This window comes from Rhizobium sp. 01N424 (assembly GCF_056399485.1).
The window spans coordinates 284,411-299,919 of record NZ_JBFTRK010000004.1 but is presented as its reverse complement, the minus strand read 5'-3'; the positions used below and the strand labels follow the sequence as shown (position 1 = coordinate 299,919).

General features: G+C 63.6%; 12 protein-coding genes and 1 pseudogene. 6 read left to right on the top strand and 7 right to left on the bottom strand.

Annotation, left to right across the window (positions count from 1 at the left end):
- Position 1 precedes the first annotated feature (1 nt).
- The 3 genes from AC1DNK_RS14075 to AC1DNK_RS14065 all read right to left on the bottom strand — a co-directional run bounded on the left by AC1DNK_RS14075 (position 2) and on the right by AC1DNK_RS14065 (position 3,475).
- On the bottom strand, positions 2 to 1,540 hold the full coding sequence (locus AC1DNK_RS14075; RefSeq protein WP_477941682.1) for an L-aspartate oxidase: 1,539 nt from the start codon (positions 1,538 to 1,540) through the stop codon (positions 2 to 4).
- Complete coding sequence (gene nadA, locus AC1DNK_RS14070) at positions 1,537 to 2,508, bottom strand: quinolinate synthase NadA (RefSeq protein WP_477941681.1); 972 nt, start codon at positions 2,506 to 2,508, stop codon at positions 1,537 to 1,539. Before nadA ends, AC1DNK_RS14075 begins: the two co-directional genes overlap by 4 nt.
- 67 nt (positions 2,509 to 2,575) lie before the next feature.
- Positions 2,576 to 3,475, bottom strand: coding sequence for an NUDIX hydrolase (locus tag AC1DNK_RS14065; RefSeq protein WP_477941679.1), 900 nt, complete (start codon positions 3,473 to 3,475; stop codon positions 2,576 to 2,578).
- A gap of 145 nt (positions 3,476 to 3,620) precedes the next feature.
- Between AC1DNK_RS14065 and AC1DNK_RS14060 the strand changes: the two genes are divergently transcribed.
- On the top strand, positions 3,621 to 4,214 hold the full coding sequence (locus tag AC1DNK_RS14060) for an IMPACT family protein (protein ID WP_477941678.1): 594 nt from the start codon (positions 3,621 to 3,623) through the stop codon (positions 4,212 to 4,214).
- Between the two features lie 24 nt (positions 4,215 to 4,238).
- Here the strand turns inward: AC1DNK_RS14060 and AC1DNK_RS14055 are convergent.
- Both AC1DNK_RS14055 and AC1DNK_RS14050 read right to left on the bottom strand, forming a co-directional pair.
- Positions 4,239 to 5,365, bottom strand: a pseudogene (locus AC1DNK_RS14055) (acyl-CoA dehydrogenase family protein).
- A gap of 11 nt (positions 5,366 to 5,376) precedes the next feature.
- Entirely contained in the window at positions 5,377 to 6,564 is a 1,188-nt protein-coding gene (locus AC1DNK_RS14050) for an acetyl-CoA C-acyltransferase (protein ID WP_477941677.1), read from the bottom strand.
- A gap of 248 nt (positions 6,565 to 6,812) precedes the next feature.
- On the opposite strand from AC1DNK_RS14050, the gene AC1DNK_RS14045 reads away from it, so the two are divergent.
- The 5 genes from AC1DNK_RS14045 to AC1DNK_RS14025 all read left to right on the top strand — a co-directional run bounded on the left by AC1DNK_RS14045 (position 6,813) and on the right by AC1DNK_RS14025 (position 14,420).
- Positions 6,813 to 9,374 carry a GcvT family protein gene (locus tag AC1DNK_RS14045; RefSeq protein WP_477941676.1) on the top strand — a complete coding sequence of 854 codons (2,562 nt, stop codon included), beginning with the start codon at positions 6,813 to 6,815 and terminating at the stop codon, positions 9,372 to 9,374.
- 145 nt (positions 9,375 to 9,519) lie between these two features.
- Positions 9,520 to 10,218, top strand: coding sequence for a GntR family transcriptional regulator (locus tag AC1DNK_RS14040; RefSeq protein ID WP_477941675.1), 699 nt, complete (start codon positions 9,520 to 9,522; stop codon positions 10,216 to 10,218).
- Positions 10,219 to 10,399: 181 nt separating this feature from the next.
- Positions 10,400 to 11,599: an amidohydrolase family protein gene (locus AC1DNK_RS14035; RefSeq protein WP_477941674.1), complete on the top strand. Its 1,200-nt coding sequence runs from the start codon at positions 10,400 to 10,402 to the stop codon at positions 11,597 to 11,599.
- Complete coding sequence (locus AC1DNK_RS14030; RefSeq protein WP_477941673.1) at positions 11,599 to 13,179, top strand: gamma-glutamyltransferase family protein; 1,581 nt, start codon at positions 11,599 to 11,601, stop codon at positions 13,177 to 13,179. The genes AC1DNK_RS14035 and AC1DNK_RS14030 overlap by 1 nt, the downstream gene beginning before the upstream one ends.
- 2 nt (positions 13,180 to 13,181) lie before the next feature.
- Positions 13,182 to 14,420, top strand: a complete 1,239-nt coding sequence (locus AC1DNK_RS14025; RefSeq protein ID WP_477941671.1) for an amidohydrolase family protein — start codon at positions 13,182 to 13,184, stop codon at positions 14,418 to 14,420.
- Here the strand turns inward: AC1DNK_RS14025 and minE are convergent.
- Both minE and minD read right to left on the bottom strand, forming a co-directional pair.
- Positions 14,417 to 14,674: a cell division topological specificity factor MinE gene (minE, locus tag AC1DNK_RS14020; protein WP_112388597.1), complete on the bottom strand. Its 258-nt coding sequence runs from the start codon at positions 14,672 to 14,674 to the stop codon at positions 14,417 to 14,419. The two genes, AC1DNK_RS14025 and minE, sit on opposite strands and share 4 nt — an antisense overlap.
- Entirely contained in the window at positions 14,671 to 15,486 is an 816-nt protein-coding gene (gene minD / locus AC1DNK_RS14015; RefSeq protein WP_112388598.1) for a septum site-determining protein MinD, read from the bottom strand. The genes minE and minD overlap by 4 nt, the downstream gene beginning before the upstream one ends.
- Between the last annotated feature and the right edge of the window lie 23 nt (positions 15,487 to 15,509).

The following is a 15,509-nucleotide window of genomic DNA, read 5'->3' as shown; positions in this document are numbered from 1 at the left end:
CTCAGGCACTCCTTGCAAAATCTTGGGCGGCGGCGCCGCGGGCAATCTCCAGCACCTCGGCAAGCGTCATCATCCGCCTGCGTGCAACGCCCTGACGCAGCGGGAAATCGGTCCGCGCATGCGCCCCGCGTGATTCCTGGCGCTGGCTGGCAAAGACGGCAATCGCAAGAGCCACGATCGCGGGATCGGAGGCCGGACCTTCGCTTTCTGCCAGAGGCAATAGTGATGCGATCGCGCCATGGATGGCGCCTGCATTGCGCAGAACCCCGAGATGGCGCGAGACGATCGGCCGGACCAGGCTTGTTTCGGGGTCCGGCGGCAAGGCGGGAACCGCCCCGAGGCTCGCCTTGATTGCCGATGAAGCCATATCGCGGGCGGCACGCATGCCCATCACCGCCGCTTCGAGCAGCGAGTTGCTTGCCAGCCGGTTGGCGCCGTGAAGGCCTGTCGATGCAGCCTCGCCTGCCACCCAAAGTCCGGGCACGCTGGTGCGGCCGCCGCGATCCGTGGCAATGCCGCCCATATGATAATGAACCGCCGGGCGAACCGGGATCGGCGCGCTGCCCGGATCGATACCGGCTTCGTGGCAAAGGGCGGCGATCGCGGGAAAGCGCGCGCCGAACCGCGTTCCGAGCGTTCGGCGGGCATCAAGGAACACGCGTCCGCCGCGGGCGATCTCGGCGCTGATGGCGCGGGCCACGATATCGCGCGGCGCCAGTTCGGCGCCCGGCACGCTGGCCATGAACCGCTCACCGCGCTCATTGACAAGCTCGGCGCCTTCGCCCCGCACCGCTTCGCTGACGAGCGCCAGCGGACGACGGCGGCTATCGAGCGCCGTCGGATGGAACTGCACGAATTCCATATCGGCAAGAACCGCCCCGGCACGCGCCGCAAGCGCAACCCCCTGGCCAAAGTTTCCGGCCGGGTTGGTGGTCGCCTCGTAAAGCCCGCCGATCCCGCCGGTCGCCAGCAGGACGCGCGACGAGGGCAGAACAATGCCGCCAGCCGGTCCCGCACAGAGGAGGCCGCAGACAACGCCATCTTTTGTGAGAACCCGGCGCGCTTCGACGCCTTCGATCACCGTGATTGCCGGATCGGCGCAGACGGCAGCCGTGAGTGCGCGGATGATTGCCGCGCCCGATCCGTCGCCACCGGCATGGACGATGCGGCGGCGGGAATGGGCGGCCTCCAGGCCAAGGGAAAGCGTACCATCGCCGTTCCTGTCGAAGACGACGCCAAGGCGTTGCAAAACCCGGATGACCTCGGATGCTTCGCCGAGAATGTCCGCGGCGGCCTCGGCGTCGCACAGACCGTCACCGGCAGCCAGCGTATCGGCAAGATGCGGGCTCGGGCTGTCATCGGCGCCGACGCTGGCGGCAATGCCGCCCTGCGCCCAGGCGCTCGATGTTTCGGCCCCCAGCGTACTGCGGGTGACGAGAACGGAGGGCTCCGGCGACAGCGTCAAGGCGGCGATCAGCCCGGCAAGACCGCTGCCGACGATCACGGGACGGCCGGAGAGATGGTCGAGGATCTCGGTCATATCGCCAGCATCCTCTCCACCGCCCGCCGCGCCGCGACGGCAACGCCGGCATCCACGATCACCTCATGGCGGTTTTCTTCCAGCGCGGTGCGGATATTGGAGAGCGTGATCCGCTTCATATGCGGGCAGAGATTGCAGGGGCGGATGAATTCGACATCGGGATGATGCACCGCGACGTTGTCGCTCATCGAGCATTCGGTCAGCAGAACCACGCGCGCCGGCTTCCTTGCGCTGACATAGTCGGACATCACCGCCGTCGATCCCGCAAAATCCGCTTCCGCCACCACATCGGGCGGGCATTCGGGATGTGCAAGGACGGTGATGCCGGGATGATTTTCGCGCAACTGCCTGACGTCATCGGCCGAAAACAGCTCATGCACCTCGCAATGCCCATGCCAGGCGATGATCTCGACATCGGTTTCCCGGGCGACGTTGCGCGCCAGGTATTCGTCGGGGATCATCAGCACCCGGGGGACGCCGAGCGACTCCACGACCTGCTTGGCATTGCCGGACGTGCAGCAGATATCGGACGCCGCCTTCACCGCGGCTGAGGTGTTCACATAGGTGATAACGGGGACGCCGGGATGGGCCTGGCGCAACAGGGCGATGTCTTCGGGCGTGATCGAATCCGCCAGCGAACAGCCTGCCGCCATGTCGGGGATGAGCACGGTCTTTGCCGGGTTGAGCAGCTTTGCCGTCTCCGCCATGAAATGCACCCCGGCAAGAACGATGACGTCGGCATCGACATCGATGGCCTTGCGCGCCAGCGCCAGACTGTCGCCGACGATATCGGCAACGCCGTGAAAGATCTCCGGCGTCTGGTAATTATGCGCCAGGATGACGGCATTGCGCTTGCGCTTGAGTTCGAGGATGGCCTCGACATCGTCTTCGAACGACATCCATTCGGCTTTGGGAATGACGCGGCTGACGCGGTCATAGAGGGACGCTGCTGATACGGGACGGTTCATGGCGGTCTCCTTTATGCTCAATTTGAGCATTAACGGAGCAAATAGATATTCTCATGATGAGTATATGTCAATTGCGGGAGAGAGGCAGCTTCGTTCCCGAGAGAGCGCGCTCTTCGACCACCGTCGGACGGAAGCGGAAGAGCTTGGCCGGGCGTCCGCCGGTTTCGCTGGTCATTTCGCCGGTTTCCTCGACCAGTTCCTGCTGCTCGATCAACCGGCGGAAATTCTGTTTGTGGAGCCCTAGCCCGGCCAGCGCCTCGACGGTGCGCTGCAGTTGCAGCAGCGTGAAGCTTTCGGGCATCAGCTCGAAGACGACAGGCCGGTATTTGATCTTGGCGCGCAGCCGGGCAACGCCGGTCGCCAGAATCCGCCGGTGATCGGCAAACATCGGGCGCCCGAAATTCACCCCTTCGACACCGGACTCGGCTAGCAAGCCGGCTTCGTAGAGCAGTTCGTAGCGCTGCAGCGTCAGATCCTCGTTCCAGCCGCCGCCATCCAGCCCAAAGGTGAAATCGGCCCGCTTGTGGCGCTGATCGCGCCGGATCGGATCGGCATCGGCCCACAGCCGCAGCTTCTGCATCACCTCGGCCAGCACCTCCGGCCGCCCCTGGCGATGGTCCTCCCAGGGAAGATACTCGTACCATCCATGCCAGGCCGGACGACCGGCACCCGGCGCATCCTGTTCGCGCACCAGGCCGAGATAGCTGATCGAAATCGTCCGACCGCCAAGGATCTCGTTGTTCCGGTCACGATCCGCGAACGTATAAAGCTGCTCCAGATAGCCGATCGGGTGGCCGGTCTGCTCCTGTATCCATTCGCGCAGGCCGCTCTGCAGGGTACGGTGCCCGAGCTCGAAAGGGCCGGACGGCAGCGCTTCGCCGGCGCGCACGGTCATGACGCGCGGCTCGTCCTTTGTCACAGCCGCCACCACGGCCATGAGTTCGGCATGAGCGAGCCCGATCGTCACGTTGATTCCCCTGGATTATCAGCCACCGTCAGCCCTTGTGGCACAGCCGCGCCGCTTCGCCAACCGCAAGCTGCGCAACGCTGGAGGCGGCAACGCATTTGCGCTATGAGGCGTACTGTCCAACGCACCAGATCCGGCAGCCAGCATGTTCGTCCTGAAAGACCAGATCGCCGCCGAGCAGGTGATCAAGAAGAGCCGGTTTCGCGCCGTCGCCATTCCTGTCGATAGCGAAGCCGCCGTCAAGGCTGCACTCACCGAACATTCCGATCCCTCGGCAAACCACAATTGCTACGCCTGGCGGATCTGCAACGTCTATCGCTTCAGCGACGATGGCGAGCCTTCGGGCACCGCCGGAAAGCCGATCTTCCAGGTGATGGAAGGGCGCCAGCTCGACAGGACGCTTGTCATCGTCACCCGCTGGTTCGGCGGCGTACTGCTCGGCGCCGGCGGCCTGGTGCGCGCCTATGGCGGCACGGCCGCGGCCTGCCTCAGAGAAGCGGAGCTGGAAGAGACAATTCCTGCCGTCACCGGCACCGTGCACCTGAATTTCCAGGAACTCGAGATGGTTCGCTCGAAACTGACGTCGCAGGGCATGGCGCGGATTACCGGCGAGCAGTTCGATCACGAGGGATGCCTGCTGACGCTCGAAATCCCCGAGATACACGCAGACGAAGCCATCCTGCTGGTCACCAACCTGACCCGCGGCCGCGCAGTCCTGAAGCTCGGCGACGGCGGCTAGGCTTAGCTTGCGCGGCAGCAGCCGTCACAGGTTTCTGGCGATCACCATCTTCTGCACGTCGCTGGTCCCCTCGTAGATCTGGCAGATGCGGACATCGCGATAGATCCGCTCGACCGGATAGTCGGACATATAGCCATAGCCGCCATGGATCTGCAGCGCCGCGGAGCAGACGCTCTCAGCCATCTCGGATGCGAAGAGCTTGGCCATCGACGCTTCGGAGAGACATGGCTCGCCGGCTTCCTTGAGCGCTGCGGCATGCAGCACCAGCTGACGCGCCGCTTCGATCTTGGTCGCCATCTCCGCCAGCCGGAAGGCAATGGCCTGATGCTCGGCGATCGGCTTGCCGAAGGTGATGCGTTCGCGGGCATAGGCCTGCGCCGCTTCGAGTGCGGCGCGCGCCATGCCGACCGCCTGGGCGGCAATGCCGATCCGTCCGCCTTCGAGATTGGCAAGCGCGATCCGGTATCCTTCGCCTTCCTCACCCAGCCGCTGGTCCGCCGGTATTCGCATGCTGGTAAAGGCGATCTGGCAGGTATCGGAGGCATGCAGCCCGAGCTTGTCCTCGACCCGCACGACTTCGTATCCGGCGTATCGGTCGGCACGATGAAGGCGGTGATGCCCTTCTTGCCCGCCGAGGGATCGGTGACCGCAAAGACGATCATCAGGTTGCCATTCTTGCCTGACGTGATGAACTGCTTGGTGCCGTCCAGAACATAGAAGTCTCCATCGCGCACCGCCTTCGTTCGCAGGTTTGCGGCATCGGAGCCCGCCTGTGGCTCGGTCAGCGCGAATCCGCCGATCCATTCACCCGATGCGAGCTTCGGCAGGAAGGCACGCTTCTGCGCATCGCTGCCAAACCGCAGGATCGGCACGCAGCCGACCGAGCTGTGTACGCTTGTGATCGTCGAACAGGCGCCATCGGCGGCAGCGATTTCCTCGATCGCCAGCGCATAGGCCACCGCCCCGGTATCCGAACCGCCATAGTCCTCGGAAACCAGCATGCCCATCAGCCCGAGCTCGCCCATCTCGCGCAGCTCGTCACGCGGGAAGAGATGCTCCTTGTCTCGGCGGGCAGCACCCGGCGCCAGCCGCTCCTGCGCGAAGGCACGCGCCATGTCGCGGATCTGGATCTGTGTCTCGTCGAGCAGCATGGGCTTCTTCCTCAGATTCGCTCGAAAGCCATGGCTGTCGCCTCGCCACCGCCGAGACAGAGAGAGGCCATGCCGCGCTTCAAATCGTGGCGCTGCATCGCCGCCAGCAGGGTGACGATGATGCGCGCGCCGGAGGCGCCGATCGGATGGCCGAGCGCGCAGGCGCCGCCATGGATATTGACCTTCTCAGCCGGCAGGCCGAGATCGTGCATGGCCGCCATCGGCACGACGGCGAAGGCCTCGTTGATCTCGAAGAGATCGACGTCGCCAAGCACCCAACCGGTCCGCTGCGAGAGCTTGCGAAGCGCGCCGACAGGTGCGGTGGTGAACAAGCGCGGTGCCTGCGAATGCGTTGCGTGCCCCGCAATCACGGCAATCGGCGAAAGCCCGCGCCGTTCGGCTTCCGAGCGGCGCATCAGCAGCAGTGCTGCGGCGCCATCCGAGATCGAGGCGGAACTTGCCGCGGTCACCGTTCCGTCGTCGCGAAAAGCTGGCTTCAGCGAGGGAATACGCGCCGGATCGGCCTTACCCGGTTGTTCGTCGCGATGGACGTCGCGGCTCGCCTTTCCCGACTTCACCTCCACCGTCACCGTCTCGGCATCGAAGAGCCCGCCATCGACGGCCCGCTTCGCCTTGTCGAGAGAGGAAACGGCATAAGCGTCCTGCGCCGCGCGGGTGAATTGATAGGCTTCGGCACATTCCTCGGCAAAAGTGCCCATCGACCGGCCCTTGTCGTAGGCGTCCTCGAGCCCATCGAGAAACATATGATCGAGGATCGTGCCGTGCCCCATGCGATAGCCGCTTCTGGCGCGCTTCAGTAGATAGGGAGCATTGGTCATGCTCTCCATTCCGCCCGCGATGACAACGTTCTGGCTCCCGGAGACAATCTCGTCGTGACCGACCATCGCCGCCTTCATGCCCGAGCCGCAGACCTTGTTGACAGTCACCGCGCCGCAGGCATAGGGCAGACCGGCGCCAAGTGCGGCCTGGCGGGCCGGCGCCTGCCCCTGCCCGGCAGGTAGCACACAGCCCATCAGCGCCTCGCCGATATCGTCTGGCTGTACGCCGCCGCGCGCGATCGCGGCACGGATGGCCGCCGAGCCAAGCTCGCTGGCGCTGACATCCTTGAAGTCGCCCTGAAAGGCACCCATCGGCGTGCGCGCCATGCTGACGACGACGACCGGATCATCGGATTTCATGAGAAGGGCTCCTCCCTGCCTGAACTCATGCATAGCGCGCCGCCCGCCGGGCGGCGCTTCGTTCAACATATCGCTCTTCGAAACAAATGCCATTGCATCGTGCAGAGATGTCGCAAAAGAGCCAGCGGGTTCGCGTCTCGAATAGACAAGCCCCTTGGCGGATCGCTACATCTTATTGTCGTGGATCGACTGTAGTGCCGTTTCGGCCTGTACTAGATTCGGCGCACCAAGATTCAAGGGTTCAAGTGATGGCGGAATTTCCAAGCAAGGCTAAAGTCGTAATCATCGGTCTCGGCGGCATCGTCGGCGCCTCGATCGCTCATCACCTGATCGAGCGCGGCTGGGACGACATCGTCGGCATCGACAAGTCAGGCATCCCGACCGATATCGGATCGACGGCACACGCCTCCGACTTCTGTTACACCACCAGCCACGACTATCTCAGCGTCTGGACCACGCAATATTCGATCGATTTCTACGAGAAGATGGGCCACTACGCCCGTATCGGCGGTCTGGAAGTTGCCCGCACCGGCGACGACACCTGGATGGAAGAGATCAAGCGCAAGCTGAGCTCCGCCAAGGCCTTCGGCACCAACGCCCGCTACGTCTCGCCCGCCGAGATCAAGGAAATGTTCCCGCTGATCGAGGAAGATCAGGTTCAGGGCGGCATGTTCGATCCGGATGCCGGCCTCGTCATCCCGCGCTCGCAGACTGTTGCCGGCAAGCTGGTCGATGCGGCCGAAAAGTCCGGCAAGCTGAAGATGTTCGGCAATACGCCGGCGAAGTCGCTGATCGTTGAGGGCGGTCGCATCAAGGGCGTCGTCACCCATCGCGGCACGATCATGGCCGATCACGTCATCGTCTGCGCCGGCCTCTGGGGCCGCCTGATCGCTGAAATGGTCGGTGAAGACCTGCCGGTGATGCCGGTCGATCACCCGCTGACCTTTTTCGGCCCCTATAACGAATTCGAAGGCACCGGCAAGGAAATCGGCTTCCCGCTGCTGCGCGACCAGGGCAACTCCGCCTATATGCGCGACACCGGCGACCCCGCGACCACAGAAGGCGGCCAGATCGAGTGGGGCTATTACGAGACCACCAATCCGCGCATGTGCCATCCGCGCGACCTGCTCGAAAAGCACGAAGCGCGCCTGTCGCCGTCGCAACGCGACCTTGAGATGGCGCAGATCATCGAGCCGCTCGAGCGCGCCATGGAGCTGACGCCGATCCTGGGCGAGCTCGGCTACAACGAAGGCCACTCCTTCAATGGCCTGTTGCAGGTTTCGGCCGGCGGCGGCGCCTCCTGCGGCGAGAGCCAGAAGGTCCGCGGCCTCTGGTATTGCGTCGCTATCTGGGTCAAGGACGGCCCGGGCTACGGCAAGCTGATCGCCGACTGGATGACCGATGGCCGCACCGAGATCGACCACAACTCGATCGATTACGCCCGCTTCTATCCGCATCAACTGACGGAAGACTTCATCGAAGGCCGCTGCTACGAAGCCGCCCAGAAGATCTACTTCCCGGCCGTTCACACCCGCGAACCCTATGCCTCCGGCCGCAACGCCAAGCGCTCGCCCTTTTACGAGCGCGAAAAGGAACTCGGCGGCTACTTCATGGAGCTTGGCGGCTGGGAGCGTGCGCACGGCTACGCCGCCAATGAGCACCTTCTGGAAAAGTATGGCGACCGCATTCCGGTCCGCGAAAACGAATGGGACAGCCGCCATTTCTGGCGCGTCTCGAATGCCGAGCATCTGGCGATGAGCGAGGATTGCGGCATCGTCAATCTCAGCCATTTTCACATGGTCGATATCGAAGGGCCTGATCATGTCGAGCTTCTCGAATGGCTCTGCGCCGCCAAGATCGGTGGCGACGCCAATATCGGCAAGGGCATCTACACCCACTTCCTCGACGATGAAGGCATGGTTCGCGCCGACTTCACCGTCATCCGCATGGCCGATCGCTGCCGCCTGATCAACGGCGCCGATGCCGGCCCGCGCGACTTCCACTACATGAAGCGCGTCGCTCAGGACCGCGGCCTCGATGTCACCATCACCGACGTCGCGGAGAAGTACATCACCGTCGGCATCTGGGGCCCGAATGCCCGCGAGACGCTGAAGAAGGTGGTTGCCGATCCTTCGGGCCTCGATGCCGAAAACTTCGCCTTTGCCGCCATCAAGCCGATCGAAATCGCCGGCAAGACGGTGACGGCCTTCCGCATCTCCTATGTCGGCGAGCAGGGTTGGGAACTGCACATGAAATACGAGGACGGTCTTGCCGTCTGGGATGCCCTCCGCTCGACAGGCGTCATGGCCTTCGGCGTCGAAACCTATGCAAACTCGCGCCGCATGGAAAAGAGCCTGCGCCTGCAGAATGCCGACCTTCTGACCCAGTACAACCTGATCGAAAGCGATCTGGCGCGTCCGAAGGTCAAGGAAGCCGATTTCCGCGGCAAGGCCAAACACCTGGAATACAAGGCCCGCGAACACCAGCCGGCGATACTCTGCACGCTGGTGATGACCGAGAATACCGACAAGTCGGGCGTCAAGCGCTATCCGGTCGGCTCCATGCCGGTCATGGATCCGGACACCGGTGCCGTGCTGATCGACGAACTCGGCCGCCGCTCCTACACGACCTCGGTCGCCTTCGGCCCGACGATCGGCAAGAACATCGCGCTCGCCTACCTGCCCTGGGAATATTGCCAAGTCGGGCGCAAGCTGAATGTCGAATATTTCGCCGAAACCTATCCGGTCGAAGTGGCTGGCGTCGGATACAAGCCGCTCTATGACGCCGAGAACCTGAAGCCACGCAGCTAACAGCGGCGCATTTTCAGGCAGAAACCGAACCCGTCGCGTCTCAGCACGCGGCGGGTTTTGCGTTTCGGCATCGGCCCGTTCAGCCGATTGCCGTATGCCCATCCGCGCAGTAATGTATACAGGAATCCGCAACCAGCAGGCCCCTATGTCTTCCAATTCCGATCGCGTCGAAACCGCCACTCTTGCGCTGCGCCGGGCCATCGTCGAACAGGCGCTGAAAGCCGGGACGAAGCTGCCGGAAGATGAGATCGGCAGGCACTTCTCGATGAGCCGGACGCTGGTTCGCGCGGTGCTGGCGAAGCTGCAGACGCAGGGGCTTGTCGATACCTACCACAAGCGCACGGCGACCGTTGCCCAGCCGAGCCTCGAAGAGGCGCGCGATGTGTTTGCCGTGCGCCGGGCGCTCGAACGCGAGGCGATGAAGGCGGTCATCAAGCGCTGGTCGCCGGCCATCGAGAATGCACTCAGAAATCATGTGAGCGAAGAGGAAAAGGCGCATGCCAAGGGTGACGCCCGCCTTTCCACGCGGCTTGCCGGCGAGTTTCACCTGAAGCTCGCAACCCTTTCCGGCAACACCCTTCTCGAACGCTATCTGTTCGAACTCGTCTCGCGGTGTTCGCTGATCCTGGCGATGTACAGCCGCCCGCATTCCAGCGAATGCGCCATCAGTGAACATTCCGCCCTGATCGCCGCTTTGAAGACCGGCGATGCTGCAGCGGCCGAACGCCTGATGAACGAGCATCTGATCTCGGTCGAGACCCGGGCGCTGATTGTGGACGAGAGTGACGACCGTCCGGATCTCGGCAGCATTCTTGCGCGCTACAGCGGCGACATCAGCTCTTAAGCCGCTGCCGCTTCTGTAATCATGTATACATGATTTTGCCTTTTCTGTAGACATGTTGTAGAGGCTGCATCCAGACTTAATGCAGGCCATGCCCTGCGAAGCTGCGTCATTCGCGCGCGCACTGCATCTGGCACCCGGCTTGCAGGGAGTGGTGCGGCGCTCAAGATCAAGGAAGAACGCGATGGCTGATATCAAAACCGTCTTTACCAACGCCCGGCTGCCGGACGGTTCGCTGAAGAACATTGGCGTCGCCGCCGGCAGGATCGTCTCGCTGGAGCCTGCCGGAAAGGCGGCCAGACCGGTGGAGGCTGTCGATCTCGAAGGCGCCCTCGTCGTGCCCGGCTTTGTCGAAGGTCATATTCATCTCGATACCAGCTTCTATGGCGATGCCTGGATCCCGCATAAGCCCTGCACCAATGGCTTCGATGTCCACCAGCGTGTCGCCTTTCAGGCTGAGAACATGGCGCAGGCCGCGCCGATGGCGGAACGGGCGCGCAACCAGCTCGATCTCTGCATCGCCAATGGCGCGACGGCGATGCGCAGCCATGTCATGGTCGATGGCTCGGTCGGCCTAAGGTCGCTGGAGACCATTCTGAAGGTTCGCGAAGAGTACCGTGATCTGATCGATATCCAGCTCGTCGCCTTCCCGCAGAGCGGCATTTTGAAAAGCCCCGGCACTCCGGAGCTGCTCGATGCCGCCATCGGCCTCGGCGCCGACCTGATCGGCGGCCTCGATCCGGCAAGCTTCGACCGCGACGTCACCGCCCACCTCGCCGTCGTCTTCGGCATTGCCGAAAAGCGCGGCGTCGATATCGATATCCATCTGCATGACGCCGGCACACTCGGACTTTTCACCATCGAGGAAATCTGCGCCCGCACGAGGGCGCTCGGCATGGGCGGCCACGTGACGGTCAGCCACGCTTATGGGCTCGGCGACCTGCAGCAGGACGCGGCGAAGAAGGCTGCCGATCTGATTGTTGCAAGCGGCGTCTCGATCATGACCAATGCGCCGGGCAACCACAATTTTCCGCCGGTCGCGCTGCTGCGCAAGGCAGGCGTGACGGTTTTCAGTGGCAGCGACAACATCCGCGACAGCTGGTGGCCCTATGGCGATGGCGACATGCTGCGCCGTGCCGAGATCATCGGCTACCGCTCCGGCTTCCATACCGACGACGAACTCACCGCCGCCTTCGATGTCGTGACTGCAGCTGGCGCCAAGGCGCTCCGCCTTGAAGGCTACGGGCTTGAGATCGGCGCCAAAGCAGATTTCGTGACACTGGAGGCGCCACACATTCCGCAGGCCGTCGTTAGCGTGCCGAAGGACCGCAAGGTGTTCAAGGCGGGCCGGCTTGTTGCCCAGGGCGGGACGGTGATCCGCTGATGTCGGCCGCAGAACGCCGCCAGAGCCAGAGCGTCAACGCCACATCGCGGACGGCGATGGTGACGGCACCGCACTGGCTTGCGGCGGAGGCGGGAGAAAAGGTTCTGAGGCGCGGCGGCAACGCGATCGAGGCGATCATCGCTGCGGGCGCGGCGTTGTCCGTCGTCTATCCGCATTTCTGCGGCCTTGGCGGCGATGCGATCTGGATAATCGCCGACGCCTCGGGCAAGGCCACGACCTTTCTCGGCATCGGGCAGGCGGCCGAACATCTGCCGGCGCTGACCGATATGACGCTCCGCGGTCCGTTGTCGGCGCTGACCAGCGCCTGTCTGGTCGACAGCTGGGAACACCTGCTCGATCATTCGGGTACGGCATGGGGCGGGCGTGAAACGCTTGCCGCCCTTCTGGACGATGCCATCGCGCTTGCCGAGAACGGCTTTCCTGTCAGCGCTTCGCAGCGCTTCTGGCACCAATTCCGCAAGGGCGAACTGGCGTCGTGGCCCGGATTTTCGGCAATCTTTGCTGAGGACGGCATCCAGCGCCAGCCGGCCCTGGCGGCAACGCTGCGCACCATCGCCGGGAACGGTCCACGCGAATTCTATGAAGGCGCACTCGCCCGCCGTATTGCCTTGGGCCTCGCCGAAGCGGGGTCGCCGGTCAGAGCCAGCGATCTTGCGAGCACCCGGACGATCGCCGGGGAGCCTCTGTCTCTCCCCTACCGCGGCCTGACGCTTCTCGCCCCGCCGCCGCCGACGCAAGGTGTCACGACGCTCGGCATCATGGGCGTGCTTGGCGAGTTCGCGATGGCCGGCTTCGATTATCGGGAGGCCGGTTTCTATCATAATCTCGTCGAGGCGGTGAAACAGGCCTTTCTCGACCGGCCGTCGATCGCCGATCCGCTCTTCGCCGCCATCGACCCTCAGCGGCTGCTGGCGCCCGGGCGGCTGTCGGCAAAAGCCCGGACGATCGACCCCGGCCATGCGATGCCATGGCCGCACCCATACAAGCATGGCGACACGGCGTTCCTGGCTGCCGTCGATGCCGAAGGGCGCAGCGTTTCGATGCTGCAGAGTATCTATTTCGATTGGGGAAGCGGCGTGGTTGCCGGTGACACCGGAATTCTCTGGCAGAACCGCGGCGCGGCTTTCAGCCTCGATCCGGCAAGCCCGAACCATGTGAGACCCGGCAAGCGGCCATTCTATACGCTGAACCCCGGCATGGCGTTGAAAAATGGGCGCCCGCATCTGCTTTATGGCACGCAGGGCGCCGACGGTCAGCCGCAGACGCTGGCGCTGCTGCTGTCGCTGCTCATCGACCATGGGCTCGACCCGCTGGCTGCCCTGTCGCAACCGCGCTTCCTGCTCGGACGAACCTTCTCGGACGCCAGGGACAGTCTGAAGATCGAAGCCAATGCCGGCGCTTCGGTGCTGGAAGGCTTGGGGGCGCTCGGCCATGAGGTCAGCAGCATCGATGCCTTCAGCCAGCTCGGCGGCCAGGCCGGGATTATCCGCATCGGCGATGACAATGCGATCACCGGCGCGCACGATCCGCGCAGCGATGGCGGGGCGATCGGTTTTTGACGATGAACACGCCCGTTTTCGATCTGCTGATCCGCAATGCGCGCCTCGAGCGTTTCGATATGCCTGTCGATATCGGCATCGCCGGCGAGCGCATCGCCGCGATCGGTGCGAAACTCGTCTGCGAGGCCATCGAGACGACGGATGCTCAGGGCGCCTTTGCCAGCCGTGGCTTTACCGATAGCCACGTTCATCTCGACAAGGCCTGCATCCTCGATCGTTGCAGCATATGCGAGGGAACACTGGCCGAGGCTATCAGTGAGACCGCGAAAGCCAAGGCCGGTTTCACCGAGCAGGACGTCTATGCCCGCGCGGCGCGCGTCGTCGAAAAGGCGATCGTCAACGGCACAATGCGCATGCGCACCTTCGCCGAGATCGATCCGCGCGCCGGCATGCGCTCCTTCGAGGCGATCAAGCAGATCCGCCAAGACTATGCCTTCGCGATCGATATCGAGATCTGCGCCTTCGCACAGGACGGACTGACAAACGAGCCGCGGACGCTTGAAATGCTCGACGCGGCGCTCGCGGATGGAGCCAACCTCGTGGGCGGAGCGCCCTATATCGATCCCGATCCGCGGGGCCAGATCCGGATGATCTTCGATCTGGCGGAGAAGCATGGCACCGCCATCGATTTCCATCTCGATTTCGATCTTTCGCCGGAAAAGACCAATCTGCCTGCGGTCATCGAGGAGACGGTGCGCCGCCGCTATCAGGGCCGCGTCTCGCTCGGCCACATGACCAGCCTCTCCGCGATGGCGCCGGAGGACGTTCAGCTGCTCGCACAGCAATTGAAGACAGCCGGCATTGCCGTTACGGTCCTGCCCTCTACTGATCTCTTCCTGAATGGCCGCGGTCATGACCGGCTTGTGCCGCGCGGCGTTGCACCGGCCCATCTGCTGGCATCCGAAGGGGTGCTGACCTCGATCGCCAACAACAATATCCTCAATCCCTTCACGCCCTATGGCGATGCATCGCTGCTGAGAATGGCCAACCTCTATGCGAATGTCGCGCAGCTTTCGCGGCGCAGCGACATGCAACTGGCCTTCGAGATGATCAGCACCTCGGCAGCGCGGATCATGGGCAGGGATGAGCAGCCGATCGAGATCGGCTCGCCTGCCGATATCATCCTGATCGATTCCATCGACAGGGAACAGGCGATCCGCGAAAACGCCCGCGTCATCTTTGGATGCAAACGCGGGCGCAGGACTTTCGAGGCACCAAGGCCGAGCATCTTGCGGGCTTAAGCCGCCTGCGCTGCCTTCGCCGGAATTTCGACGTCGATCTCCAGCACCGAGACATGCTCGCCGCGGTCGATCTTCACCTGCAGCCGGTCGCCGTCGATTTCCACATGCCTGGCGATCACGGCGAGGATTTCCTCGCGCAGGATCGAGACCAGGTCGGCCCCGGGTGTGATGCGCTCATGGGCGAGCAGAAGCTGCAGCCGCTCGCGGGCAACAGGCGCGGACTTTTTCTTCTGGAAGAAGTTGAACACGTTCATGCTGCCCTCCGTCCGAAGATCTTGCCGAACAGGCCGCGCTTCTCGCCAGGTACCGTAACCGGCACCACTTCGCCTGCCAGGCGGCGGGCGGCTTCGAAATAGGCCTTGGCCGGCGCCGTGTTCTGATCGGCAAGCGTCACCGGCGCACCGATATTGGAAGCACGCAGGACGTCCATGCTCTCCGGAATGATGCCGAGCAGCGGAATCGAGAGGATTTCCAGCACGTCATCGACCTTCAGCATGTCGCCACGCTCGGCGCGGGTCACGTCGTAGCGGGTCAGCAGCAGGTGCTTTTCGATCCGCTCGCCGTTTTCGGCTTTCGCCGTCTTGGAGTCGAGCAGGCCGATGATGCGGTCGGAGTCGCGAACCGAGGAGACCTCGGGGTTGGTGACGACGACGGCGATATCGGCATGGCGCATGGCGAGCGTGGCGCCGCGTTCGATGCCGGCCGGGCTATCGCAGATGATCCAGTCGAAGTTGCGCTTCAGATCGTTGATCACCTGCTCGACACCCTCGGCGGTCAGGCAATCCTTGTCGCGCGTCTGCGAGGCCGGCAGCAGGAACAGCGTTTCCAGCCGCTTGTCGCGGATCAGCGCCTGCGAGAGCTTGGCATCGCCCTGGATGACGTTGACCAGATCGTAGACGACCCGGCGTTCGGCACCCATGACGAGATCGAGATTGCGCAGGCCGACGTCGAAATCGACGACGACGACCTTTTCGTTGCGCTGCGCCAGAGCGGCGCCGAGTGCGGCCGTAGAGGTCGTCTTGCCAACGCCACCCTTACCCGAGGTAACAACTATGACTTTACCCATATCCCCTCTCCTGTCCTAAACCA